The sequence below is a fragment of the Salinicola sp. MIT1003 genome (assembly GCF_001858555.1).
Lineage (GTDB): Bacteria > Pseudomonadota > Gammaproteobacteria > Pseudomonadales > Halomonadaceae > Salinicola > Salinicola salarius.
In genome coordinates this window covers 1-25054 of the sequence record NZ_MCAP01000055.1, presented here as the reverse complement: position 1 = coordinate 25054, position 25054 = coordinate 1, and the positions used below count along the sequence as shown (strand labels likewise).

Sequence of the window (25054 nt, the reverse complement as noted above, 5' to 3'; positions counted from 1 at the left end):
GGATCCCGCGCTTCCTTGTAGGACTAGGTACAGGTTATGTCCGACATAGGATCAACCAAACGCCGCCAACTTGCCTTTAGACTTTGGTCGGCAGAGACAGGATGGGGGAAGTTCTAGGGCGGAAAAATTACAGGATAGGGAATAGAACAGAAGCGAGATCACCTTCGCCCAAGGCGTCAGGATCGAATGCAGGCAGGCGCCCGTGCCCCAAGGCAATGACGCTCGAGGATCAAGGCGACGTCGTTCGAGGATCAAGGATAAAAAGGAGAGACATGGCTATTGCCAAGAAAAAGTCCACGGCCGCGATGACAGGTGCAACGCCTTGTCAAAACGCATTCGGATGGCAGAATCCTCTGACGACGGTCAGAGCGATGATCCGCAGATCCAGCCAAAGCGACCAGTTGTCGATGTACCAGAGATCGTGTTCCACACGCAGCCGCATCTTTTCAACATCCTCCGTCCCTCCGCGAAGGCCATTGACTTGCGCCCAGCCAGTGATCCCCGGCTTCACCTTGTGACGCTTCATGTAGGACTCGACGACATCCTTGTAATACTCGTTGTGAGCCAGCGCATGGGGCCGTGGCCCGACGATGGACATGCGACCCTGCAATACGTTGTAGAATTGCGGCAGCTCGTCCAGCGATGTACGCCGGAGAAAGGCACCGAATCTGGTCACGCGAGGATCACCCTGCCTGGCCTGGGTCACGGCGCCATCGGCCTCCGTATGCACTTCCATCGAACGGAACTTGTAGACCTTGAAGCGACGGCCGTTGCTGCCCATGCGGTACTGCTTGAAAAGGACCGGCCCGGACGACTGCATTTTCAGGATAACCGCGATGATGGCGCAGGCAGGCAGCGACAAGAGCAGGAACAAGCTACCCAGTACCAGGTCCTCTACCCGCTTCAGGAAGCGCGACGTTTCCCCCATGGAGGTCACGCTCAAATCGAGCGCGAAGTTCCCCGCCACCTCGCTGATACGGTGATTGAGAAGCCGCATATCCTGAAACTCGGGAATGAAACGCACCTCCGCCGTCTGGTGGCGCAGCGCATGCATGATCTCGCGCACCGCCCCTCCCATTTCCAAAGGCAGACAGAGCCACACCTCGCGGGCCCCGGAATCCTGCACCCGGCGGGCAAGACAGCTGAGGAAGGCTGAATCCGGTGCCTCCTTCAAGCGCTGCACCCCGGAAATCGCGAAGCCCTCCCCCGGCGTCTTGCGCATGCTTCTGGCCACCTTGAGCAGGTTCGGGGCAGGCCCCACGAGAAAGACGCCCCGAAGGTTCTTGCCCGATCGCCTCGCGCTTTTGAGCAGCAGCATCACGAGTACGCGAAAGCCGGCCGCCAGCCCCAGCGAGAACAGCAGTGTCATCCCCAGCCACAAGCGCGAATAGCGAACCGAGGCTTCGGCCAGGTAGATGATCGACGTCGCCAACAACGCAACGATGCCCCAAACGGCCACCAGTCGAAACAGAATGTTGGAGAGCCGGGTGGTGCGCCAACGCACGTAAGCGCCAGCGATGAAGTTGGCCATCACGACGAAGATGGCCATGATCATCATCGCCAGCAGAAAACGATCATGTACAGCCAGCGTACCGAACCGGATACAGTGGGCCAGGAAACCCGACAACAGCACAGCGCCGGCATCGATCAAGGGTACGAATATCTGAGCCGGATATCGCTCGGTAATACTTCTCTGTTGTCTCGAAACGCTCATCGTCCGTTCAAGTCATCCAGTGACGGAAATGTCAGCGACTCTATAACAACATAGTGCGCGGCGCGATGACCTGGAACTTAAAGTAAGGGGAAATACTGAAGCGAAGGGAATGCTGGAAGCGAAGGGAATACTGCAAGCGAGGGCTGGCACGCCCTGGTCTTCTCGACGTGCCAGTCCAACCCTTGCTAGCCGATGAAGCTCCACTCGGTCGCGGTCAGGTCATGGGTACTCATCTCCGCCGAGTCCATGAAGCCACCGACCACGTCACGCAGCGATGTCCCGCGCTCCAGTTCGTTCGCCCAGTAGGCCTTGCCCGACACATCCGCGTCGCGTCCGAGCAGGAATTGATAGAGCGTATCCAGTGTGGCATCGATGCCGCTGCCCGACCCATCGAGCTGCTGCCCGGCCTCCGACGAGGTCAGGAACGACATGGCAATATCGGTCTTGCTCATGCCGTCGGTATTCCGCTGCGCCCAGTACTGGATGCCGTCGACATCCGCCTGGCGCCCCAGCACCTGCTGGTAGAGCCCGGCGATCCAGTTCAGGTCGCTGGTGTACTCGACCGTTTCGTTGTCATCGGCGAAGGCGAGCGTTTCGACATTGATCAGGGTATCGACGTCGCTGGGGTCGGCCTTGGACTGGATGGTGATCACGCTGTGATCCTGGGTGACGATGTAATCGTCGCGGTTGCCGTCGTAGCGCGCCGTATCCGTATCACTCCCCCCATGCAGCCGGTCGGCTCCTGCACCGCCGAATACGGTGTCGTTACCGGCTTCGCCATAGATGAGGTCGTCCCCGCCCTTCGAACCCACGGTGTCGTCGCCGCCGCCGCCGTGCAGTTCGTCATCGTCGGCGCCGAGCACGATGGTCTGTGCGGCGTCGTCGGCGATGACCACGTTGTCGCCGTCGCCGCCGCTGAGCGTGGTGGCGCCGATGATGCTGGCGAAGTCGATGTTGTCGAGCTGCAGCTGGTTGCCGCCGGGCAGTGCACTGGTGTCGATGACGAACGCTTCCTGGTGACTGCTACCCGAGGAACTGTCATTGGCGATGCCCGTGATCTGGATGGGCGTGCTCGCCGAGGCGTTGCCGCTGTCACCCAGCACCAGCGTGCGAATATCGAGCAGCGTGCCGTCGGGGCGATTGGTGAGCCACTGGCTGGCCACGCCGGTCTGGTCATTCAGGTTGGTGGGCTGCTTGGCATCGATGCTGTCGATCAGATCGGCCAGCGCCTGCTGGGTATCGACGGCACTGCGCGCGCCCTGGTTGACCAGGCTGACACCGCCCGGCAGCGTCGCGGTCACCTCGTTGGCGTTGCCGGTGTTCTCGACCAGCTTGGCGGTACCGGCCTGACTTCCCGTATTGGTGATCGTCTCGCTCACCGAAGGCTTGCCGGACGGCGTGTTCGGCTGCGGGTCGGAGGGCGTGACCGTGATCGGATCCGGGTCGGGCGTTGGGGGGCGAGTCTCGTTGACGTCGGTTACCGTGATCGCCAGTGTCAGCGGTGTCGTGCCGCCGTGACCATCATTCGCTGTCACCGTGAGATCGTAGATATTGTCCTTGTTTTGATCCTTGGGCGCTTCGAAGTCGGGGGCGCTGGTGAACGTCAACGCCCCGCTGTTGGCATCCAGTGTGAACAGTCCTTTATCGGCGCCGCCAGAAAGCGAATAGGTCAGCGTATCGCCGTCGGCATCGGTGGCGTCCAAGGTGGTCACCGCCTTGGTGTTTTCCTTCACACCTAAAGACGGGGAAGTGGAGAACATCGGCGCGTCGTTGGTATTGGTCACGCTAATCGCCAGCGCCTGTGCGCTGCTGCTCAGCTTACCGTCGCTGGCCGTGAGGGTGACGTCATAAACGTTGTCACCGCCCGCATCCGCCGGCGTCTCGAAGTCCGGCGCGACTTTGAAACTCAACGCACCACTCTTGGCATCGAGAGTGAACTGCGCCGCGTCGGTGCCGCCCAGCGTATAGGTCAGCGTATCGCTTTCGGGATCACTGCCCGAGACCGTATAGACCGTGCCGGTGGTGTTTTCGGCCACGCTCGCCTTGGTATCACTGCCCAGCGTCGGCGCCTCGTTGACGTCGGTGACTGTCACCGATAGCGTTTGAGAGGTTTGGTCCATCCCATCACTAGCTGTGACATCTACTTCATATACACCGTCATGATCGGCATCGGCAGGTAGTTCATAGTTTGGCGCACTCTTGAAACTCAGCGCCCCGCTGTTGGCATCCAGCGTGAACAGCGCCGCGTCGGTGCCACCGGTGATGCTGTAGTGCAGCGTATCACCTTCGGCGTCAGTAGCGGCCAGCGTCGCCACCGTCTTGGTGTTCTCGGCTACGCTCGCCTTGGTCGAGGTGTTGAACACCGGCGCATCGTTGGTATCGGTCACGCTAATCGCCAGCGCCTGTGCGCTGCTGCTCAGGCTGCCATCGCTGGCCGTGAGGATAACGTCATACACGTTGTCGCCGCCGACATCCGCTGGTGCCTCATAGTTCGGCGCACTCTTGAAGCTCAACGCGCCGCTGTTGGCATCGAGAGTGAACTGCGCCGCGTCGGCGCCGCCCAGCGTGTAGGTCAGCGTATCGCTGTCGGGATCATTACCCGAGGCGGTATAGACCTTCCCGGTGGTGTTTTCGGCTACGCTCGCCTTGGTATCACTGCCCAGTGTCGGCGCCTCGTTGATATCGGCGACTGTCACCGCCAGCGTTTGAGAGGTTTGATCCATTCCGTCACTAGCTGTGACATCCACCTCATATACACCATCATGATCGGCATCGGCGGGTAGTTCGTAGTTTGGCGCACTCTGGAAACTCAGCGCGCCACTATTGGCATCCAGCGTGAACAGTCCTTTATCGGCGCCGCCAGAAAGCGAATAGGTCAGCGTACCACCGTCGGTATCGGTGGCCGCCAGTGTCGCCACCGCTGTGGTGTTCTCGGCTACGCTCGCCTTGGTCGACGTGGTGAATACCGGCGCATCGTTGGCATTGGTCACGCTAATCGCCAGCGCCTGTATATTGCTGCCCAGCTTACCGTCGCTGGCCGTGAGGATAACGTCATAGACATTGTCGCCGCCGGTATCCGTCGGCGCCTCATAGTCCGGCGCGACTTTGAAACTCAACGCGCCGCTGTTGGTATCGAGGGTGAACTGCGCCGCATCGGTGCCGCTCAACGTATAGGTCAACGTATCGCCATCAGGATCACTACCCGCGGCGGTATGGACCGTGCCGGTGGTGTTTTCGGCTACGCTCGCCTTGGTAGCGCCACCCAAGGTCGGCGCCTCGTTGACATCGGTGACGCTCATCGCCAGCGTTAGCGGAGTGTCACCGCCCTGGCCGTCGCTCGCGGTCACTTCAACGTTGTAGACGTTGTTCCCATTGCTATCCTTCGGTGCCTCAAAGTTCGGCGCGTCTCTGAAACTCAGCGCCCCGCTGTTGGCATCGAGGGCGAACAGCGCCTGATCGGCGCCACCGGTCAGAGAATAGGTCAGCGTACCGCCGTCGGCATCGGTGGCCGCCAGTGTCGCCACCGCTGTGGTGTTCTCGGCTATGCTCGCCTTGGTCGAGGTGTTGAACACCGGCGCATCGTTGGCATTGGTCACGCTAATTGCCAGCGCCTGTATATTGCTGCTCAGGCTACCGTCGCTGGCCGTAAGGGTGACGTCATAAATATTGTCGCCGTTGGTATCCGCCGGCGCCTCGAAGTCCGGCACATTCTTGAAACTCAACGCGCCGCTGTTGGTATCGAGAGTGAACTGCGCGGCGTCAGCACCGCCCAGCGTGTAGGTCAACGCATCGCTTTCCGGGTCGCTGCCCGAGGCGCTATAGACCTTGCCGGTGGTATTTTCGGCCACGCTCGCCTTGGTATCACTACCCAGTGTCGGCGCCTCGTTGACATCGGTGACTGTCACCGCCAGCGTCAGCGGCGTCGTGCCGCCCTGGCCGTCGCTCGCTGTCACTTCAACGTCGTAGATGTTGTCGTCATTGCTATCCGCCGGCAGTTCGTAGTTCGGCGCGCTGGTGAACGTCAGCGCTCCGCTGTTGGTATCCAGCATGAACAGCGACTGATCGGCCCCACCGGCCAGCGAATAGGTCACCGTACCGCCGTCGGCATCGGTGGCCGCCAGTGTCGCCACCGCTGTGGTGTTCTCGGCCACGCTCGCCTTGGTCGAGGTGGTGAACACCGGCGCGTTGTTGACCAGCGTCGGTTCCGAGAAATCGATATTGTCGAGGAAGCCAACAACCCATTTATTATTATCGCTTGTGAACCTAACCGTATCGATATTGTTCCAATTACTCCCAAACGTTAATGCACCTCCGGCTGCCTCAGACGTATTGCTATAATCAATCGCATTATTTCCCGAACCATAAGTCTGTGATAAATCGAAATTGACCGAGGATACGCTAACCTTCAGCACTCCATCATCGTAGCCACTGATCGTATATTGATTTTCGACACTGCCCTCACTTCCCCACACCTCGGCGCTGAGACTTTCCAAGCGGAAATTATTACTTAAGTCCGAAGAAGAGAATTGAAAGTACTTTGTGCCAGTGCCAGAATTCACATTGAAAGCAATGGCATTGCCACTCGCAAAATCCGTGTTGCTGGTCATATCCTTGGTATCAATAACAATATCACCACCTGTATCCTCGGAATAGTCCACGCCATCCAGGGTATAGGTATTGGCACCATTACTGCTCACAGGAGTGGCAACTCCCTCAAAATCCTGATCCTGTGGCGCGGCAAACACCCCGGCATAGTCCGCAGCCTGCAGCGTGGCGTGGCGCGGGTTGCCCACCGTCATGTCCAGCGTCCAGTCGCCGCCCAGTGCCGGCGCGCCTACCTTGTGCGTGGCAGCCGCCACGTTGGCGCCCGTGGCGTTGGCCAGTGTCGCGACGAATTCACGCCCCTGCGGTCCTTCGGCCACGTCGCAGCCATACAGGAACACGTCCGCATCGGGGGCCAGCGCGCGGCCGATGGCGGCAAGCGTGGCGGCCTGCGAGGCCAGCTCGGCCTGGGTGACCCAGCCGTCGCCCAGTTGCAGCGCACCGGAGCGACCATGCGAAACAAGATGAATGGCCGCCAGATCGCGGTAGCCCGCCAGCACCGTCGCCAGTTGCTTCAGGCCGGGTTGCGTAGCGTCCAGCACAACGGTCTCGAGCGTAGGATCGAATCCGGCCAGCAGACCGGGCAAATCGTCGACGCCCGAGTCGATCAACAACAGTTCGTGATAACGCCTTGTCTCATCAGCGAGGCAGGCAGCAGGAGCGGACATCATCGACTGACAGCCAAGGTTATTCACTGTGGTATCTCCCTTGAGATGGCGCCTGTCGTGCTTTGTACATCGAACCTGCGCCGCCGAAACACCGCCCAGCGTCACGGAGCTGGACAGCGTGTCACTGTAGATTTGTGTGGTACTGGATGCCGGCGCAGCATCAGCTGTCAAATAAGACGTTATGAGGGAGCACCCATGACCTGCTGCTTCTATCGGCAGGTTCTCATGCTTTCTGAATACGTCTTTTGTCGATAGCGCTACACCACCTGCAACCTTTCCAGCAGCGGCAGACGGTTATCCATGAAATGCCGGGCCTGTTCGACGAGGGCGTTGCGGTTTTCCGCCTCCGTTGCCAGCGGCTGGCCGTCGCGCATCAGGCGCTGGCCGCGGGCAACCAGCGCGCGCCAGGCCGCTTCTGCCCACGCTTCGGGCTGGGTCAGGCCGGCACGGCGGGCATCGAGAAAGCATTGCTCGACCGGGGCGACGCTCACCCCGCCTCCGGTGACCGGGCTGGCCAGATAACCCACCTCGCCACCCAGCGCCGCCTGGCTGCATAGGTACTCGTTGAACCGCGCACATTGTGGGCGCACGCGATCGGCCGCTTCCGGTGCCTGCGCCGGTGCGACCGCGCCCTTGCCGATCAACACCTTCAACGCCTCGCGCAGCTGGTTGAACGTCACCCCCGCCTTGTCGACCTCCGCTTCCAGCTCAGCGATCGTCCGCGACCGCTGGCCCTCGAGTGCCGCCAGCACCGGCTGGTAGATCTGCGGCTGCAAGGCCGCCGAACCGTGCGCCCCTTTCACCTCCAACGTCACCTCCGCCGCGGGCTGCAGCAGCACGACATGCTCACGACGCAGTTGCGCAGCCACTTCCAGCGCATTGAGCCGGCGGGCGCCTTTCAGCCAGTAGTCACGGCGGAAGCGCTGATTGACCATCACGTCGCGGGTGGCGGCCTGCAACAGCGGATGACCGATCTCCTCGAGCAAGGCCTGCTGTGACGAACTGAGCTGCAGCCCAGCGATGTCATCGAGAGGCTGTGCCGAGCCGGCCAGGCTCAGGCGCGCTTCGCCCAGCCAGTCGCCCATCTGGGTCACGCTCATCGGCGTCCAGTCACGGTTGAGGAATTCATGGGCCAGATAGCGGCGATCCTGTGTCTTGAGCTGCGCCAGTGCCTGCTGAAGTTGCGGGTGGGCACGAGCGAAGGCCGGATCGCTCTGCCACAGCCGCTCCACAAAGGCGAACGCCTCGTCCCACTGTGCTGCCGACCCGGCGGCAGGCGCGCCCAGCACATCGGCATGCGCCCTGATCAGCTCGCGCACCGGCAGCATCGCCGCCCAGCCCGGCAAGGTGTTGTAGCTGACATACACCGCACCGCCGGGATTGAGGCGGCGGCGGATAAAGTCGACCAGCGTGCGCCGGTTGGCATCGCCGACCCAGCTCCAGATGCCGTGCAGGCCAATGTAATCGAACATCGGCAGGTCATCGCGCGCGCAGAATGTCGCGAAATTCTCGTCGGCCAGATGAAGGTCGGCGCCGCTGGCCGTCGCCATTTCACGGGCATGCACGACCTGGGCGGCATTGAAGTCGGTACCGTGCCAGGCCACCGGCGAAGCGGCGGCATGCAGGTTGACGCTCACGCCCTGACCGAAGCCCAATTCACAGGCATGCGCAATGACCGGCGGCTTCAACCTCGCATTGAGCAGCGCCAGACGCAGGCGCAACGGGTTCAGCTCGGCGTAATAGCCGTGGGTATATTCCTGGTCGGTCACATAGCCTGTTTCCGGCGATGCCATGGCAACTCTCCTGCGATTGGTGTCATCCATCATTGCGGGCAAGAACACCCTGTGGCCTCGCCCCCTCACTCGCCTCCACCCGGAAACGCGCCAGTTCGCCATTGACCCGCAAGACGGCTTTCACGGCCGTATCGCGCCGCTGCGTATCTTCCATGATCTCCTGCTCCCGATACGTCTGGCACATCGCGAGCGCAGCAGCCCGCCCCGCTTCGGGATGGGCCGCCAATGCGACGGGCAGCGCGCAGGGCTGTGAAGAAAGGCGTTGACGGAGAAGACCGAACAGACTGGCGTTCATTGGCGCCTCCGCCAGCACGGTTTCAGCGGGGCGGAAGGCGCCGGCCAGCGTGAGCGCGATCATGTAGTTGGACGCCGCCTGCAGCTGCACGAACCCGGCCGCCGTCACGGTGAGCAAGGGGAAGAAAGGCGCCAGTTCAGGAAACAGATGATTGGGATAGACCCGCGCCTGCCAGTAGCGGGCCGCGACGCGGGCAAAGTGGCGATAATCGGCAACCGGGACGAGACGTGACGCCGCGAACGGCAGCACCTCGACCGGCGGCTTGGCCGGATCGACGGTATCGTTGGCGACATCGACATAGAGCGTGCCGATCAGAAAGGCGTTCTGAAAATACTCGCCGCGCAGATCGCCCCAGACCTGCCGGACATTGCCGCCGTGCTTCATGAACGCCGCCAGCGCCCGGTAACCCTGCGCCGCCTCGCCACCGAGTGTCGCCGAGTCGAGCTGCTGCAACTGGCGCTGCACCGCCTGGGAAATTTCCAGGCACTGGCCCAGCGGAAACGGCTTGCCCTGCTTGACCGGCCGGGCCTGGCGCAATGCCGGGTCGAGTTCGGCACGCAGCGCCAGAAACAGCGACTCCAGCGCCGCCAATGCGGGCGATAGAAAGCGCGCGGTCAGCGCCTGTTCGCGCTGCTCATCGGGAATGCGGGGCTCGTTGGGGAGCAAGGGGCTAGCCACGATGCAATGCACCTTAAATTGCCGATACTGGATATCGGCTAGTTATTGCTCGTCAGCAGTCGAAACGTTTCGAGACCGCCTCAACCCCTAGCCGTGGCGAAGTACGGATCCATCGTGCCGCGAGCGGCGACCTGCAGCAACAGATTGCCAGGCTGATCGATAGTGCCTGCCGTAGGCTGAGCTGCGAATGCCGGCAGGCGCCAGGATAGCGGATCATGACATCAAGCCAGTGAAAGTTTTGATCTTGCGAAAGACCCGTCGAATCAGGCAAAAGCCCATAACCGAGCGGCCACGAACATCGCCAACGGGACAAGTAATGTCGAGATGGCGACAGCCGGCAACCCCGAGATCGAAGTCGTGGCCAAAAGGCTGGCCAGTATCCCGTTGTTGGCCGCAAAGCCCGCTAACGCGATCAGGAAGAAACGCCCCGAGCGCCCTTGGCGTCGGAAGGTGAACCGTCGATGTCCCCACAGTGAAACCTGAAAAGCGACCAGGAAGGCCAACACATTAGCCAGGAAGGGAGAGACCGAAGCCCAACACCAGAACACCGCGGCGGCAACAGCGATATGCACCAGTGTCGCGAGCACCCCCACACCGCCAAACCGCATCAGCGTGGCCAGCTCCTCGGTCCAACGCCTCATCGTTCACGCTCCCCGTGAGCGGGATCGTCTGCATCCTCTATGCGCTTGTCGCTTCCTTCGAAGGTTTTGCCGTGCTGTATCGACTCGGCCTTGTTGCTACCCAGGCTATCCACTTCCACCAGATACAGCGGGCGTTGCTTGACCTCCACGAACAGCCGCGCCATGTACTCCCCCAGCACGCCGATCGACAGCAGTTGCATACCGCCGAAAAACAGCACTGCCGACATGACAGACGCATAGCCCGGCGTATCGCGTCCGAACACCAGCGCCTTGAAAACGATCACCAATATGTAGACGAAAGACAGTAGCGCAACGCCACCACCGATATAGCTCCAGACTCGTAACGGGAGCGTCGAGAACCCCACCAGGCCATCGAGCGCGAAGTTCCAGAGCTTCCAGAGATTGAACTTCGACTCCCCGACCTGCCGAGCCGGGCGTTCGTAAGGCACACCCACCGACCGATAGCCGGACCAGGCAAACAACCCTTTCATGAAACGGTTTCGCTCGGGCAGACGTTTAAGCGCCTCGACGACCTGGCGGTCCAGCAAACGAAAGTCGCCGGCATTATCCGGGATAGGCGTCGGAGAAATACGATTGAAAAGGCGATAGAAGAGATTCGCCGAGGTGCGTTTACGACGCGTGTCTTCGTGGCGCGATACGCGAACGCCGTAGACCATGGCGTAGCTCTCATCGAGCCATAGTCGGATGAAATCGTTGATCAACACCGGTGGATCCTGCAGGTCGACATCCATGGGGATCACCCCATCGCCACGAGCGTGATCGATGCCGGCCGTCATTGCCGCTTCCTTGCCGAAGTTGCGAGACAACTTCAACCAGCGTACGCGGCTATCCCGCTCCGCGGCCAACTGCAGGGCCTGCAGCGTGCTATCGGTGGAGCCATCGTCGACGAAGAGAATTTCAAGTTCGACACCCGGATAATCGACTTCGCGGTCAATAGCCTCGAGGAACGGCGCTATCGCCTCATCCTCATTCTTTACGGCCACAACCAATGTGACTAATTTGCTCATAATTCCTTGGCCTTAAACTACGATTCGACGTCCGGCGATGCAGTCAGCCAGAATGAAGCCTTGCTCGGCAACGCTTGACGAGCGCCATCTCGCCCGGCGGGCAAATGGCTCACTCGACCAGGCAGAGGACAAACGTCTTGATTGCCGCCTGGCGCTCACACGCCGGACCGGGTGCGCCCTGATTCAATAACACGACATCGCCAGCCCGAGCATCTCGATAGCCCGAACGGCGCTCGACATCCTGCGGCGCGAGTCGCGCACCGTGGACGACCTCGAAATGGCGGGCGCCAAAGTCCACGAGCAGGCGATCGATCAACCGCTGCTGTTCAAGCTCGAAATACCCGACATCCTTGTAAACGCGCCCTGACCAGTCTCGACCCTCGAGTACACTGGCGACAGCCTTGCGCTGTTCTTCAGCATCGGCGAGCCAATCCCCTGGCGGGCTTTTGGTACCCGCATGCCGAGCATCGAGAAGCTGCAAGACGATAGCCAGACATGCCACGCTCGCCCAGACCCATTTAGGCATACAAGCACGTCGGGAAGACCAGGCCAAGCCAGCCAGGACGATCAGCAGAAACGCCATCGGCGCAGCAAAGCGGCCGGTCACCCGGAAGCGGTCGTAAAGCGCAAGCGTCAACGATGGGAAATCCAGCGACAGCAGCCGGTGCCCTGCCACGCGAAGATCGAAGGCCATCGCATAAATCACCAGCAGTAGCGCTGCGACCAGCAACACGAGCAGACGCCGCTTCCTGGGATCCTGTCCCTTGATGGCAGCGCCGAACCAGTCTCTCGGATACCAAGCTGGCCACGTGCGTTGTTTAACCAGCGTTGCCGCCCCCATCGCCAGGCTTGCCAGCAGCAATAACCACGCCCCGGTGCCCAGATAGAGAATGGCATCACTTTGCGTCGGCTCGTCGATAGCGTAGAGATTCGGCGTGATGGCCCACCCAAGGGATTCTGCAAACGCCAGCAAGTCCAGCGAGTACGCCTTCGCCCCTTCGGTCGTGGAGTGTTCGCCATGAAACACTCCCACCACGTACAGCAATAGCAGCGGCCAGAGAGCAGCGAGCGCCGCGGCCACCCAGCGGCGTTCGGAAAGCAACACGATACCGACGATGGCAATCGCCATCGCACCCAGATAGGCATGACTGAGAATCGCCAGGCCGGTGGTGGCAAGGAACTCCCAGCGCCTCCACCAGAGGCGGCTTGCAGTTCCAACGGGTACGCAACACATCGCCCATAGCACGACCCAGTAACTGCCCAGCGCAATATGCTGGGCACCAATCATTCGAACCGGCATGATCAGACTGAAGACGAGCAACGCACAGACCAGCCAGCGGATCGTCTCCTCAGCGACAAGGCATCTCGCCAGGCGATAGGCCATGACGGCAAACAGCAAGATGTTGACGATCACCAGAGTATGAAAAGGAATATAGAAGCCCGTGAGGCCGTTGATGGCCTTGGCGAACAAGGCAAGCCATGGCGCCCCGTCACTGAAGAAAATGTTGACGCCGCCGAAGTTCGGGCTTTCTCCCAACGGCCAGTGCCATTGGTCGCGTACGAAAATCTCGAAGGCCGCCGCCGCATTGGGATAATCGGTATCGATCATCAAGCCGCCCGCCAGGACATGAGCCGGCGATCCGCATACGATCCAGAGGCAAAACATGCCCAACGCAATGGCGGGGATATAACCCAGCCAACCGTCAATAGAGATTCTTGCGCGCCGTTCAGCCATCAGAGTTTCACTACCTGTCGAGTTCATTCGATACCGGATCCAATCGTCGAAGCCACGCCATAACCAAGCGTCATCAAAGTGCGTGTACCAACATCAAGGTGCGCGTACCGCGATCGTCACCTTGTCGACCACGAAGCACTCCACACCTACGGCACCACATGCCTGATCCGCCAGCTGGTTGTCGGTAATCGCGTAGACTCGATTCGCTTCCAGTTCGCCACGGGCCACTCGCGCCACTTCAGCCGTCGTCGCCTCTTTCAATACCTGCGCATTGATACGCGCGAAATACGCCACATTCAATGCCACGTCATGGCGCACCGCCAGCCAGGCATAAGGCTTCAGCGTGCCCAGGTCGTCTCCCGGCAGGTAGCTAAGCGACTCGTGCGAGTCCAGCAAGGCGGCCAGCCGGGCGTCTTCCAACGCAGGATAGGGAGAGCCATTCGCCACGGATGCCACACGGCCGGCCAATCCCGCGTGCACGAAATGATGAAAGGGCTTCAGATCCGCCCACTGCACCAGCCATGCGATGACCAACAGGGCGACCAGGTTTCGACTGAGGACCGTTCTGGAGAGATAAACCATGCCGAGAAGCATGAGCCCGTACAGCAGCGGCCACACCATGCGACCACTGGAGCGGATGTATTCTGTCAACGGCGCCAGCAGTGCGGGGTAGTCCACCGACCAGACCAGCTTGCCGATCACCCACCGGTCGCCAAGGGCGAAGACGAACAAACCGAGAAGCGCCACGGCGACCAGCCAGACTTCCCCGGGCAGAGGACGCAGTTGTGCCCACCGCAGCCGGCGTACCGCAACCAGGAACCCCGCCAGGAGAAACAATAACGCCCCGATTCCGGCATAAGCCTGGCCCTCGTATTGACCGGCAATCGGCGTCAACCAGCCGGGCAGCACACGCGACGCACCGCTCACGCCCGTTCCATTGAAGAACCAGGCCTCGGACAGCGGATTGATGTAAGTCATGGCCTCGGCGGAAAAATAGCCGAAACCCGAACCCGGGCCGACCTCCAGCCCATACTGGAAATACCCCGCCAGCCACATAGTCGCCAGGACACAAGCCACACTGATGACAGCCCCCAGCCCCAAGCTCACGCCGGTATCGATTCGTCGGCCTGTCACCGACCTGAACAACTGGCAGACCCACCAGGCGGCCCACAGCGTCCCGACCATGAAAAAGAGATAGAAATGCACCAGGACGGCGATCAGCATCAGGATCAGCCAGTGCGCCATGGCGCCGACATGACTACCGTCACGGTCTCCGGGGCGCAGCGCCAACCCCAGCCCCCACAGAATGAGCCAGTGCGCCGTCAACGCCTCATGCCCATGGGCCCCCAGGCCTCGCATCGCGACGATAGGCAGCATGATGACCAACGCAGCGAAAAGCACCGAAGCCACCGGGCGACACCGCAACCGCAGCGCCAATCCACAGGCGAATGCCGCATTCAGGATATGATTCAACAGCATCACCAGACCCTGATACTGGAACGGATCCGGCAAAACGTCGTGAAACAGCTTGAGCGGAAACGCCAGAAGCGGTATCGAATCGGTAAAGACGATACTCGAATCGATGAACGTGCCGAACTGCGGAATAGCGCCCAATGGCCAGCGCCACTCGTCGCGGCGAAACGCATCCCAACCGATAAAGTGCTGAAACGGGTCGCCCTCGGTGAGCAACCACCGCACCTGGGTCGGGTCGATCGCCGCCCAGCCGTATAAATGAAGCGCCAGCCAAGCCCCCAACAGAGCGGAAGCAGCAATCGCCAACGCCTGATCATGACGCGCCATGGCCGAGCCAAGCCGCGCCATGCCGCTATTTTTCGCTGTCATTGTCGGCTCGCTCCCAACCGGCAAAAGTGATCTTGTCCACGGCAATGCAGCGCATTTCCGGCAACTGGCATACAGACCCGACCCATGACTCATCGGTCAAGACATACAACGTATCGTGATTCAGCTCGCGCTCGGCGAACGCCTTGCGCGCCGGCCCGGCGGCCTGGTAGAGAACGCCCTGGTTGACGCGGGCAAAATAGGCCACGTTGATCGACATATCATGGCGTGCCGCCAGCCATGTCGCCGCCTTGAGATGGTACATGTCATCCCCGGGCAAGTAACTCAGTTGGCGTCGCCCCTCGGCCAGCGCATTCAAGTCCTCGCGAGCGATCCAGGGGAAAGGCTCGTAGGAATGTCTGGCGGGCGTCAGCGCCTGCATGTTGCCGCGCACGAAGCCGTGCCAAGGTGCCAGATCCCACCACTGAAGTGCCACACAGACCGCCAACACCGCAGCCAGTACGCGAGCAGGCATTCGCCGCATCAACGACAGCAGCGACAGGAATACGACGACATAAAGCAACGGCCAGGCCATGCGGCCGCTGGAACGCAGATATTGCGTCACCGGCTCCAGCAATGCCGGATATCGCCACTCGAACGACCCGTGGCTGAAAACCCAGCGATCACCCAGCGCAAAAATGAAAAGCGCTAACGGGGCCAGCACCCAAACCACGCGGTTTGGCCAGCCAGGAACGGCACCGGACGCCAAACCTCGGCCCGCCAATTTACAGGCAAGTGCCAGACCCGCCAACAGCAGCACCCCCAACCCGGCGTAGGCAAAGCCTTCATACTGCCCCTGAACCGGGGAAAGCCACCCCGGCACCACTCGGGACACACCATGAAAATCCGCCCCGCCAAAGAACAGGCCGGCCGAACCAGGATTGAAGAACGTCAGCAGCCCCGCACTATAAAGCCCAAAGCCAGTATCGCCTTCGATCTCGACACCGAACTGAAAGTAACCCGCGGCCAGCATGACACCGCAGGTGACCGCTACCGTCGCCAGCATCCAGCCGCTAAGCCCGACCAATGCCCTGCCCCGTAGCGACCAGGCCCCGCGCAGGCACCAGGCAACCCAGAGCACACCGACCATGAAGAACAGATAGAAATGGATCAGTACCGCCAGATTGAGCAGCAGTGCCCAGCGCAGCAGTCCTTGGCGCGTAACCGAGCGTTCCAGCCCCAGCCACAGGCCGAGCAAGATCAACCAGTGTGCCGATAATGCCTCATGCCCCAGCGCGCCGGGGCCGCGCATCGTCACGGCCGGCAGCGCCAATACCAGCAGGCCAACCAGCAGCGCAATGGAACGTGTAGCCTGCAGCCGCAATGCCAGACCCACCGCCACCGACGCATTCAAGGCCAGATTGAGCGCCATCACCATACCGACGTACTGGAAAGGATCGGGCAACACTCCATGCAGCAGCTTGAGCGGCAAGGCGATCAGCGGAATCGAATCGCTGAATACCACACTCGAGTCGATAGCGCTGCCCAATGTCGGCACCGCGCCCAACGGCCAGTGCCACACATCGCGCCGAAACAGATCCCAGCCGCTGAAGTGCTGAAAACTGTCTCCTTCTGCCAGCAGCCAGGTCACATTGAGTGGATTCAGCGCCGGGCCATAAAGCCAGACAGCCATTACCAGACCCGCCAGTGCCGCCAATAACCACAGACCGGCATCCAGCCAGGCCGCGCTCTGGCCTGGGCTCATTCCAAGGTCCGTTTTCCTATGCGCGTGGTTTCTCAGATCACACCTATTCAATGATGAACGAATCAATGATGAACGAATCAATGTCGAACGAATGCTTCGCTACTGAGCGAGCGCACTTCATGGCGGGCCGGCCTGCCGAGCGGGCAGGCATTATAGCCAGACCGATCACCAGGAGAAACGCCACGGGCCGGAGCCAGCAGCCATGCCCTTCTCGACGAGTTTGACAGCCCGCCTTCGGTCGACAGCCGAGTCATGCCGCCAGCTAGCCCTTGGTCGGATTTGCCACCCAATGGCCGACGCCTTAAGTTTGTAACGTTTTGATACAAAAATCGGAAGCATCGACGGAGGAACGGCAAATGGCCAGCAAATATTACATCACCCCGGGGAGTTACCGGTTCGGTACCCAGGGGAACGATCTGCTCGACACCTACCAGAGCGACATGCTCATCGGGCTGGATGGCGATGACACGCTTACCAGCCTGGGGCTGATCACCGGCCTGGCGGGAGGCAACGGCAACGACGACTATCGCATCGGCGCCGCCATCACGACCGTGGTCGATGCCGGCGGGCAGGATGCCATGACCCTGAGCGGCCACGCCAACGATTACATGGCCGGCATTCTCGATGGGCAGCACCTGATACTGGTCGATGCCTGGACAGGACAGACCACGGTCGTTGTCGACTTCAAGGGCGCGGGGCGCATCGAATCCTTCAGCGACAGTTACGGCAACCATTACAGTGCCGACGAGGTCGAGAATCTCGCCTACGACACCGGGCTTGGAAACATCGACGCCCAGACACTGCTGAACCTGTCGGGCGCAACCGGCATCGACGTCGCCACTTTCCGGGCAGCGACGGAGCTCGATCAGGCTTTCGGCCAACTCGACTGGGCCGGCGTGTTCGAACGGGTCGGCTCGGTCTTCGAACTCGACAATGCCACGCTCGCCGAGGCCATCCGCGCCGAAGCCTTCGAGCGAGTCGACGGCGACACTCAGGCCCGCTGGGACGAATTCGGTATCCAGCAAGCGCTGATCAACAGCACGTACAGCGGCGTCGAGGCCAACCTGCCGGACGGCACCATGGCCGGGCAAGGGGTGGCATCGAACAGCAAGGCTGAAGAGATCGCTCTGCTCTATGCCGCGGCGCTCGACCGCCAGCCCGATCACGACGGGCTCAATTATTGGCTCGACCAATTCGAGCAAGGCATGACGGTAAGGGAGATCGGCAAGCGCTTTCTGGCGTCCGACGAGTTTCAGTCACGCTTCGATGTCGAGAACGATCAGGACTTCATCACCCAGCTCTACGCCAACGTGCTCGACCGCACCCCGGATAGCAGCGGCGAGAGCTACTGGCTCGGTGAACTCGATAACGGCAAGGCACCGACGGATGTCCTGCTGGGTTTCTCCAACTCCGACGAAAACCGCATCAACGCTGGCGACTGGTTGCATGGCTTGCAGACCGACAACCACCAGGACTGGTGGATTGCCTGACCCGCAAACTGTCAGCTGACAAAAAAACCCGAGGCCGGAGGCCTCGGGCTTCATCCTTCGCTTAGTCTAACGAGTCATCAGGCTACAGCGTCAGCCGCCGTGGATTCCTGAACGCCCAGCTTCAGTGCGAAGTCATCAGCCGTCACACCTTCCTCGCCGTCGTTATTCGAGTAGACATAAGTCGCATCTTCAAACTCGAAGGAGACGTAGCCGGAATCGGCAGCTGCCTCAGTACCCGCGGCAGCGGCGAACGCAGCGTCTATATCGGCACCATCACTCACACTATTGGTCACATCCGTCGGAGCAACGGCATCACCATTGAGATCGGTCAGCGTATCGTCGCCATCGAGATCGAAACCGGTCACGACATCCATGTTTTCGTAGCTGGAAGTAGCGACGACATTGCCCGTAGCAACACCCTCGTCATCGGTATCTTCCATCTCGACCGACATCGTCGTGGCGCCGCTACCCAGCTCGATCGTTTCCTGTGCGTAATCGGCACCGGCATACGTCAAGTCGCCTTCCAGTCCAGAAGCATCGAAATCATCGAACTGGCGGCCGGACTCTTCATAATTGACGTTGGCATCACCCGTCAGATTCATCGTGCCACTTTCGAAGTCTGCACTGGTTTTCAGCACCTTCAGGTCGAGCGTACTATCCGCCCCTTCGGCATTGACCGCTTCGACATTCACCGAATCCGCGGCATCACGCAGGATCATCGGGGAGCCGCCTTCACCAACACCGGCGGCCGTGGCGATCACATTCTGATCGGCAGTCAGATGAGCGAGATCCCCACCGGATTGGAAGTTGAAAGTCTGCGCGTCAGACAGCTGTTCGGCATCGACCTTGGAATAGCCTTCGAACGTAAAGGATTCGAAACCGCTGACATCGCTGTCGATGTAATCGTCAGGCGACATGCTGTCCGTCACCGTCAGCGAATCGTTACCTTCGCCGCCGTCGATAGCCAGTGCAGTATCGCCACCGCTGATCTTGTCGACCGTGAGCGTGTCGTCACCGCTACCGGTCGTAACGCTCGTGGCATTATCGAGCACGCCGTCACCGATCGTGACATCGCCACCATACCCAGACGCATCGATCTCAGCGCCGTCTTCGGCAGAACCGACAACGGCACCGGTCAGCTCAAAACTACCGCTATCACCGGTAATCTCCAGATTCTGCAGCGGGCTGGCAATGGAGGCATTCATGTTTAGCGAAGCGCTGCCTGCCGCGTCCACGGCCAGAGACGTCAATGTGCTGTCCTGCTGAATACCCGAAAGCGTCACGGCGGAATCTTCGATTGCCAATTGGCCTGACGCAGCCGAGCCAGTGTCCAGGTTGAGGGTGATATTTTCGCTGCCCTCGACCATGAGAGTCTTGTCGGCGGTCAAACCATCGACATTGATCGTTTCATCACTATTGACGCCAGTGAAACGAATGGCCTGGTTATCGCCGAGCGAGAAACTCCTGTTGTCAGCAGTAATCTCGCTTCCATCGACAACCTGAACCTGCTCATCGGCCGGAGGTGTCTGCTCGTCACCACCATCGGACGGCGGTGTCTGCTCATCACCAGTCGAGGCATCGACCTGAGCCTTGGCGGCAGCGATTTCCTGCTCGGAGGTCTCGCCGTCGACTTCAGCGACCAGGCTCTGCGCCTCATCCACGTCGTACTCGTCTTCCGCCACATTATCTGTGTAGTACTGGGCGACTTCCGTCTTGGCGTCGATGGCATCGACGTCAGAACCCTGCGCGGCATTCATGATGGTGACAGCGATTTCCGACAGCGACTTGTCACCGCTGGCCAGCACCCCCGCGTAATAGCTCTGCCCTGCCGCGTCAGCGCTACGACCGAACAGCTGCTGATACAGCGAATCGACGAGCTCTTCGTTCCCGAGATCGCCATATTCCTGAGTGAATTCTTCTGAATTGCCGAAAGCGTCCAGAATCGCGCCCTGGCCTTCGGCATCGGCACGCTCTGCCCAGTACATCTGGCCGGCTGAATCGGCCGGGCGACCGTAGTACGCCACGTAGAGGCTCTGCACGAAGTCGAGGGAAGTTTGTGATGCCATGCGGTTGATCTCCATATCCGGGCGCATGAATGCGGCTGGCCGAGAGCCCGAAACGAACTGCCCGGGTGATCTGGCGTGCTGCTAGCCCTATCAGGCCCATCCATGTGCCTTGGGTAAATACAGGCTACGTCATGTAACCCAGAAGCCAGTCTAGTTGCCATGCCCCACCCTGCAATGTCTTTCACATGCCGAAAAGTTATGAAAAAGCAGGTGGACAGACTAGCGAGTCATAGGAGAGCCCATCGAACGCAGGGATCAAGGCGATATTTGGCGGCCTGCACCGATGTGTCAGAACGGCCGATCCGAGTATAAAAAAGAGAATCGAGCGTCATTGAGACGAACGGCTGTCCTCTTTTATCAATGAGACGGGGTGCCCTCTTTCGTCACGAGACAATATCCACGCGCAATTCATCGCGCCTCAAACAAAAAACGCCCCGCACGAAGCGGGGCGCATATCATGGCTAGGTGAGCGATAAATCAGCCACCGTAAAGGATGGCATTGTGGTCCCAGTTAACGTCAATATTGCCGCCCACTAGAATGACTTGCATGTCCGCCACATCATCGAACTGGCCGTCCTGATCGGCAATGTCGACCAGAATCCGGGTAGCATCAGTGAGTGCATTACCGTTCCAGTTCAACACCTGAACGTCTTTCTCGTAGCGAATCGACAGACCCAATGTACCGGGGTCAACGGCAGAAGCATTGGCAGAACCACTTCCAAAATATTGTACGCTGTCAGCTTCCGAGAATACGATCCTATCTCCTAGACCGAAATTCGTGATGTAATCGCGAGTCGATTGGGTCGTCCCGGACTCGTTGATCAACGAGCTACGATCACTTCCCGCATAATAGAACGTATCGAAGTAGGTGCTGCCGTACATGTTGTCACCGCCCTCGCCCCCGGTGATTTGGTTAGCGCCATAATAACGGGCGGTGTCATAGACCGTATTGGCAGCGGCATCGGCGGCGTAAATCGTATCCCGGCCGCTGCCACCGTAGAGGTAGTCGACATCGCTATCGTCACCACCATAGATCGTATCGTCGCCGTCGCCACCATAAAGCTGGTCGTAACCGGCATCACCGCGGATAGTATCGTTGCCAGCCTTACCATCAACCCAGTCGTTATCGGCGCCGACATTAATCGTATCGCTACCCGGCGCACCTGTAATTGTTTGACTGCCGGTACTCCCCGTAACACGGATATAGTCGCTGTAGCGGCTATTCATCAGCGCGAAGATATCGTCAAAACCGGCTGTCGAACCATTCTGTGCGGCATAGATATCAGCAGCAGTGCCACTAACACCCAACTGATCGGACTTCGTTATCCAATCTTGCGCAACAGTTTCGTCGTCGTAGCTCCCAATCGCATCGTCAATACGATAGTCCGTCTTGCCAGCGGTAGTCTCGACATTGCTATCAAAGACCGGGTTAATGGCGACCCAGAACGCTTCGGACTGGCCGACAGTGAATGTGTCCGTTACGTGGATTTGCGCGACAGATTGGTCGCCCTCGATCCCGATATCAGCATTGCCCTTTGCAAAATAGAGATTATCCGCTGAAGCGTCGCCGATCTGGGTAATGATATTTGCTGCCGTGTCCTCTACATAGAAGTCATAGTGTAGTGTTCCATTTTCTTGATTAGTACTAACAAAGCTATTGATAGCGGCAGCACTATCACGAATGTAGGGTATAGAGGTCAGCCCAGTGTTGGTGAAATCAACGACATCTCCTGCTTGGGTAGTCGTCAAGTAATCACCACTCCAGTTGACAGTCACATCCTTAGCACTATTCACACCGACGCTATTAGCCGTCAGGCTGGCATAGGTATCCGCCACGTTATAAGTCAGCGTACCCACTGAGCCATCACGCCCGGCAATAGTCGTGGCTTGTGCCGCAGTCGCGGTGGTTGTTGCGGTCAAATCGCCAGCCTGCGTTACTGCAGCAGCACTGTCACCATTCGCCAGACTGGACGCAGAATCACTGATGTTATAAGTAGCTGCATTATCCCGTGCATAGATCGTTTTGGCCTGACTGACGGAGGCATCAGTAGACGCGGTTACAGAAGTCGCCTGTGCCAGAATGGAATCCATATCATCAGAAGAAGATGCAAGATTGGCAGCGGTATCTTTGAGCGTATAGGACAGATCTTCCACGTCTAAAGCACCGCCGTTCCTATCTTCCATATGATTCAGCGCCAGTAACGCCTGAATATCGGCTACGCTACGTTCACCGATAGTGTAGTCACTTAATTGAATAGCTGTGGCATCGCTCAAGTAATCGAAGCTATCGTCGGCCAGATCGTCGGCAATCTCGCTGTAACTATCCGTAAGGGCATAGGTCAGCTCGCCGTCGCCATTTTGCGCATCGATGGCAGCAATTTGGTCAATCGTGACGGAATCAGTGACAGTGACATCAACCCCATCAGTGACATAATCGCTGACATCATTACCAGTAGGCACCAACGCCGAAACGGAATCCTCAATCGCTCCCACCGTCAATGTGGCGTCACTACCGATCAAGCCTTTCAACGTGTTGAGCTGATCGACAGTGGCCGCGTCGGTAACGACTACATTGACGCCGCTTTTCACATGCCCAGCGCTATTGGCCACCAACTCCGCCGCCGTACCGCTAACGGTGGTATAACTCAAATCACCAGCACCGTTGGCGTTATTGAGTTCGTCAAGCTGGGTAAGTGAAGCCTCGCCGGTCACGACGACATTCTTGCCATCGGTAACGTAAGTCCCCGCACCGGCGTTGCTATTTGCATCCTCTACCAGAGCACTGGCCGTGCCGCTGACGGTGGTGTAAGTCAATGCACCACCACCATTGGCCGTATCGAGAGAGCCAAGTTGAGCAAGCGTGATCGCATCGGTGATAGTTACATCGATACCATCTTTGATATAACCGCTGACGCCATCTGCAGTGACTAAATTGGCCACGCTATCTTCGATGGCAGAGACCGTCAAATCGCCATTGCCGTTTTTGTCATCGATGGCTTTGATCTGTTCGATGGTGGCGGAACCAGTGACGGTAACGTTCGTACCCTCTCCTACATACGCAATCACTACCTCGTCGGGCATCAGCTCAGCGATGCTACCTTCGATAGCTTGCGCCGTGACCGTACCATCACCAATTTCAGCTTTCACGCCGTCAAGTTCGGTAATGGCAATGCTATCGGTTACAACGACATTTACGCCATCGACGATGTAGGTAACGTCATCCATGCCCTTGGCATTAGCAACCAGCTCTGCCGCCGTACCGCTGACAGTGGTGTAAGTCAATGCACCGTCGCCATTGGCACTGTCCAGTGCTTGCAGTTGATTGAGAGATACCGCGCCGGTCACGGCAACATTGATGCCATCGGCTACGGCAGTAACAACCTGTACGGTATCAGTATCCGGCGCCAGATTGTCGGCAGTATCTTCCAGCGCGTAGCTGCCATCGCCGCTGCGTGCGATGTCGTTATACTGCGCAACCGTCATGGTCACGACAGTGCCCGCCGCCAGATCGAGGTTATCGATCCAACTGCTGTCCAGACCGGTAATATCGAGCGATTCAGTGACTTCAAGTGTCACGTTCAGGGCGTTATCGACGGAAAGGCTGGACAGGTCTACATCTTTAGCGACATCTGTAATCGTCAGGTTCCCCGACCCGTTAATGCCCAGGGTCAGCAAGCTCACCTCACTACCGGGAACTCGAATGTCGGCGGCGCCCAAATTGACGGAAGTAACGTTGACAGACTCAGCCGGTTCCAGCGTCGTGGTTACACCGCCACGGGTGAAATTGTATTCACCGATACTCGTCCCTGCGCTGACGGAGATTTCGCCTGTGGCGGTGCCGCCGAAAGTCAGCACACCACTATCGTCGACGGCCAGCGTGAACGTTGGCGCCGGCGTGCCACCACCGCCGCCGCCAGTACCGCCATCGCCCGGCGTGGTGGGCAGCAGAGTCGCGACGGTTTCGATGGTCTTGTTGAGCACCTTCGTTGCGGTGTTGGTGACCGTCACTTCTTCCAGATAATTCTTGCCGATGCCGATGCCGCGCTCCGTTGAATAGGCGGCGATCTCCTCGGCGGTATCCAGCTCCTTGGTAAAGGCGTCGGCTACCTCGACTCGACCGGCAAACACTTCACTGTCGCTACCCTGAGCGGCGTTGCTGATGGTCAGCGCGATCTCGGCCAGGCTTTTCTCGCCACTCTCGAGCATGTTCACGTAGAAGTCGCGGCCGGTATCCTCGGCATCACGACCAAACAGCTGCCGATAAAGGTTGTTGACCAGCGTTGCGCTATCGGAATCCGAGAACCGATCGACGTACTCGGCGGAATCGCCGAACGCCTTGATGATGGCTGTAGTATCACCGCCGTTGTCTTCGAGCCGCTGAGCCCAGTAAGACAGACCTGCCGGATCTGCCGGACGACCGTAGTAGGCCACGTAAAGAGATTGCACTGTCGAAAGAGAGATTGACGTTGCCATGAAGGAACCCTGCCGTAGATCACAAATTTAATTAGCTTTCTTGCCGACAGAGCGTTGATTCGAAGTGCAAAGGCACCTGCCACTCCGCCCATGGATCGGACGGACAAAAATTACGACTTTGGTAACCAAGTGGCAACAAAAATAATCCATTTATCGTTGAAATTAGCGTTAAGTATTAGTAATAAAAGATTAGCAATCTAATCCATATGGCTAACGATTTTTTATTATAAAAACAAAATTCGGAAAGCTTGGCGGTCTCAATGACCAAGTGCAACACGTGAGCCATCAGGTACGGTGTTGCCATGACTTACTGCTATCGCCATCTCT

General features: G+C 59.2%; 12 protein-coding genes. 1 reads left to right on the top strand and 11 read right to left on the bottom strand.

The window, feature by feature from the left end:
• Positions 1–325 precede the first annotated feature (325 nt).
• From BC443_RS14380 to BC443_RS14340, 9 genes are all read right to left on the bottom strand, one after another.
• Complete coding sequence (locus BC443_RS14380) at positions 326–1714, bottom strand: undecaprenyl-phosphate glucose phosphotransferase (RefSeq protein ID WP_071232531.1); 1389 nt, start codon at positions 1712–1714, stop codon at positions 326–328.
• 185 nt (positions 1715–1899) lie between these two features.
• Positions 1900–6927 (bottom strand): cadherin domain-containing protein, encoded by a 5028-nt coding sequence (locus BC443_RS14375; protein WP_071232530.1) that lies wholly within the window; start codon positions 6925–6927, stop codon positions 1900–1902.
• A gap of 314 nt (positions 6928–7241) precedes the next feature.
• Positions 7242–8777, bottom strand: a complete 1536-nt coding sequence (locus BC443_RS14370) for a class I SAM-dependent methyltransferase (RefSeq protein ID WP_071232529.1) — start codon at positions 8775–8777, stop codon at positions 7242–7244.
• A 22-nt stretch (positions 8778–8799) separates the two neighbouring features.
• Positions 8800–9750 (bottom strand): hypothetical protein, encoded by a 951-nt coding sequence (locus tag BC443_RS14365; protein ID WP_139284333.1) that lies wholly within the window; start codon positions 9748–9750, stop codon positions 8800–8802.
• 263 nt (positions 9751–10013) lie between these two features.
• Positions 10014–10391, bottom strand: coding sequence for a GtrA family protein (locus tag BC443_RS14360; protein ID WP_071232527.1), 378 nt, complete (start codon positions 10389–10391; stop codon positions 10014–10016).
• Positions 10388–11419: a glycosyltransferase family 2 protein gene (locus BC443_RS14355; protein ID WP_071232526.1), complete on the bottom strand. Its 1032-nt coding sequence runs from the start codon at positions 11417–11419 to the stop codon at positions 10388–10390. Before BC443_RS14355 ends, BC443_RS14360 begins: the two co-directional genes overlap by 4 nt.
• Positions 11420–11528: 109 nt before the next feature.
• On the bottom strand, positions 11529–13154 hold the full coding sequence (locus BC443_RS14350) for a hypothetical protein (RefSeq protein WP_139284332.1): 1626 nt from the start codon (positions 13152–13154) through the stop codon (positions 11529–11531).
• A 93-nt stretch (positions 13155–13247) separates the two neighbouring features.
• Complete coding sequence (locus tag BC443_RS14345) at positions 13248–14975, bottom strand: DUF6311 domain-containing protein (RefSeq protein WP_071232524.1); 1728 nt, start codon at positions 14973–14975, stop codon at positions 13248–13250.
• A gap of 4 nt (positions 14976–14979) precedes the next feature.
• Positions 14980–16698: a DUF6311 domain-containing protein gene (locus tag BC443_RS14340; protein WP_071232523.1), complete on the bottom strand. Its 1719-nt coding sequence runs from the start codon at positions 16696–16698 to the stop codon at positions 14980–14982.
• Positions 16699–17054: 356 nt separating this feature from the next.
• Between BC443_RS14340 and BC443_RS14335 the strand changes: the two genes are divergently transcribed.
• Positions 17055–18188: a DUF4214 domain-containing protein gene (locus tag BC443_RS14335; RefSeq protein ID WP_071232522.1), complete on the top strand. Its 1134-nt coding sequence runs from the start codon at positions 17055–17057 to the stop codon at positions 18186–18188.
• 77 nt (positions 18189–18265) lie between these two features.
• Here the strand turns inward: BC443_RS14335 and BC443_RS14330 are convergent, their stop codons facing one another.
• Both BC443_RS14330 and BC443_RS14325 read right to left on the bottom strand, forming a co-directional pair.
• Positions 18266–20254: a DUF4214 domain-containing protein gene (locus BC443_RS14330; RefSeq protein ID WP_071232521.1), complete on the bottom strand. Its 1989-nt coding sequence runs from the start codon at positions 20252–20254 to the stop codon at positions 18266–18268.
• 477 nt (positions 20255–20731) lie between these two features.
• A complete protein-coding gene (locus BC443_RS14325; protein ID WP_071232520.1) occupies positions 20732–24727 on the bottom strand; it encodes a DUF4214 domain-containing protein in 3996 nt (1331 codons plus the stop codon).
• Positions 24728–25054: the final 327 nt, after the last annotated feature.

Bases quoted from the DNA above. Each gene is read 5' to 3' on its own strand.
- BC443_RS14380 (WP_071232531.1), bottom strand. From the start codon at position 1,714: ATGAGCGTTTCGAGACAACAGAGAAGTATTACCGAGCGATATCCGGCT.
- BC443_RS14370 (WP_071232529.1), bottom strand. From the start codon at position 8,777: ATGGCATCGCCGGAAACAGGCTATGTGACCGACCAGGAATATACCCAC.
- BC443_RS14360 (WP_071232527.1), bottom strand. From the start codon at position 10,391: ATGAGGCGTTGGACCGAGGAGCTGGCCACGCTGATGCGGTTTGGCGGT.
- BC443_RS14355 (WP_071232526.1), bottom strand. From the start codon at position 11,419: ATGAGCAAATTAGTCACATTGGTTGTGGCCGTAAAGAATGAGGATGAG.
- BC443_RS14350 (WP_139284332.1), bottom strand. From the start codon at position 13,154: ATGGCTGAACGGCGCGCAAGAATCTCTATTGACGGTTGGCTGGGTTAT.
- BC443_RS14345 (WP_071232524.1), bottom strand. From the start codon at position 14,975: ATGGCGCGGCTTGGCTCGGCCATGGCGCGTCATGATCAGGCGTTGGCG.
- BC443_RS14340 (WP_071232523.1), bottom strand. From the start codon at position 16,698: ATGAGCCCAGGCCAGAGCGCGGCCTGGCTGGATGCCGGTCTGTGGTTA.
- BC443_RS14335 (WP_071232522.1), top strand. From the start codon at position 17,055: ATGGCCAGCAAATATTACATCACCCCGGGGAGTTACCGGTTCGGTACC.
- BC443_RS14330 (WP_071232521.1), bottom strand. From the start codon at position 20,254: ATGGCATCACAAACTTCCCTCGACTTCGTGCAGAGCCTCTACGTGGCG.
- BC443_RS14325 (WP_071232520.1), bottom strand. From the start codon at position 24,727: ATGGCAACGTCAATCTCTCTTTCGACAGTGCAATCTCTTTACGTGGCC.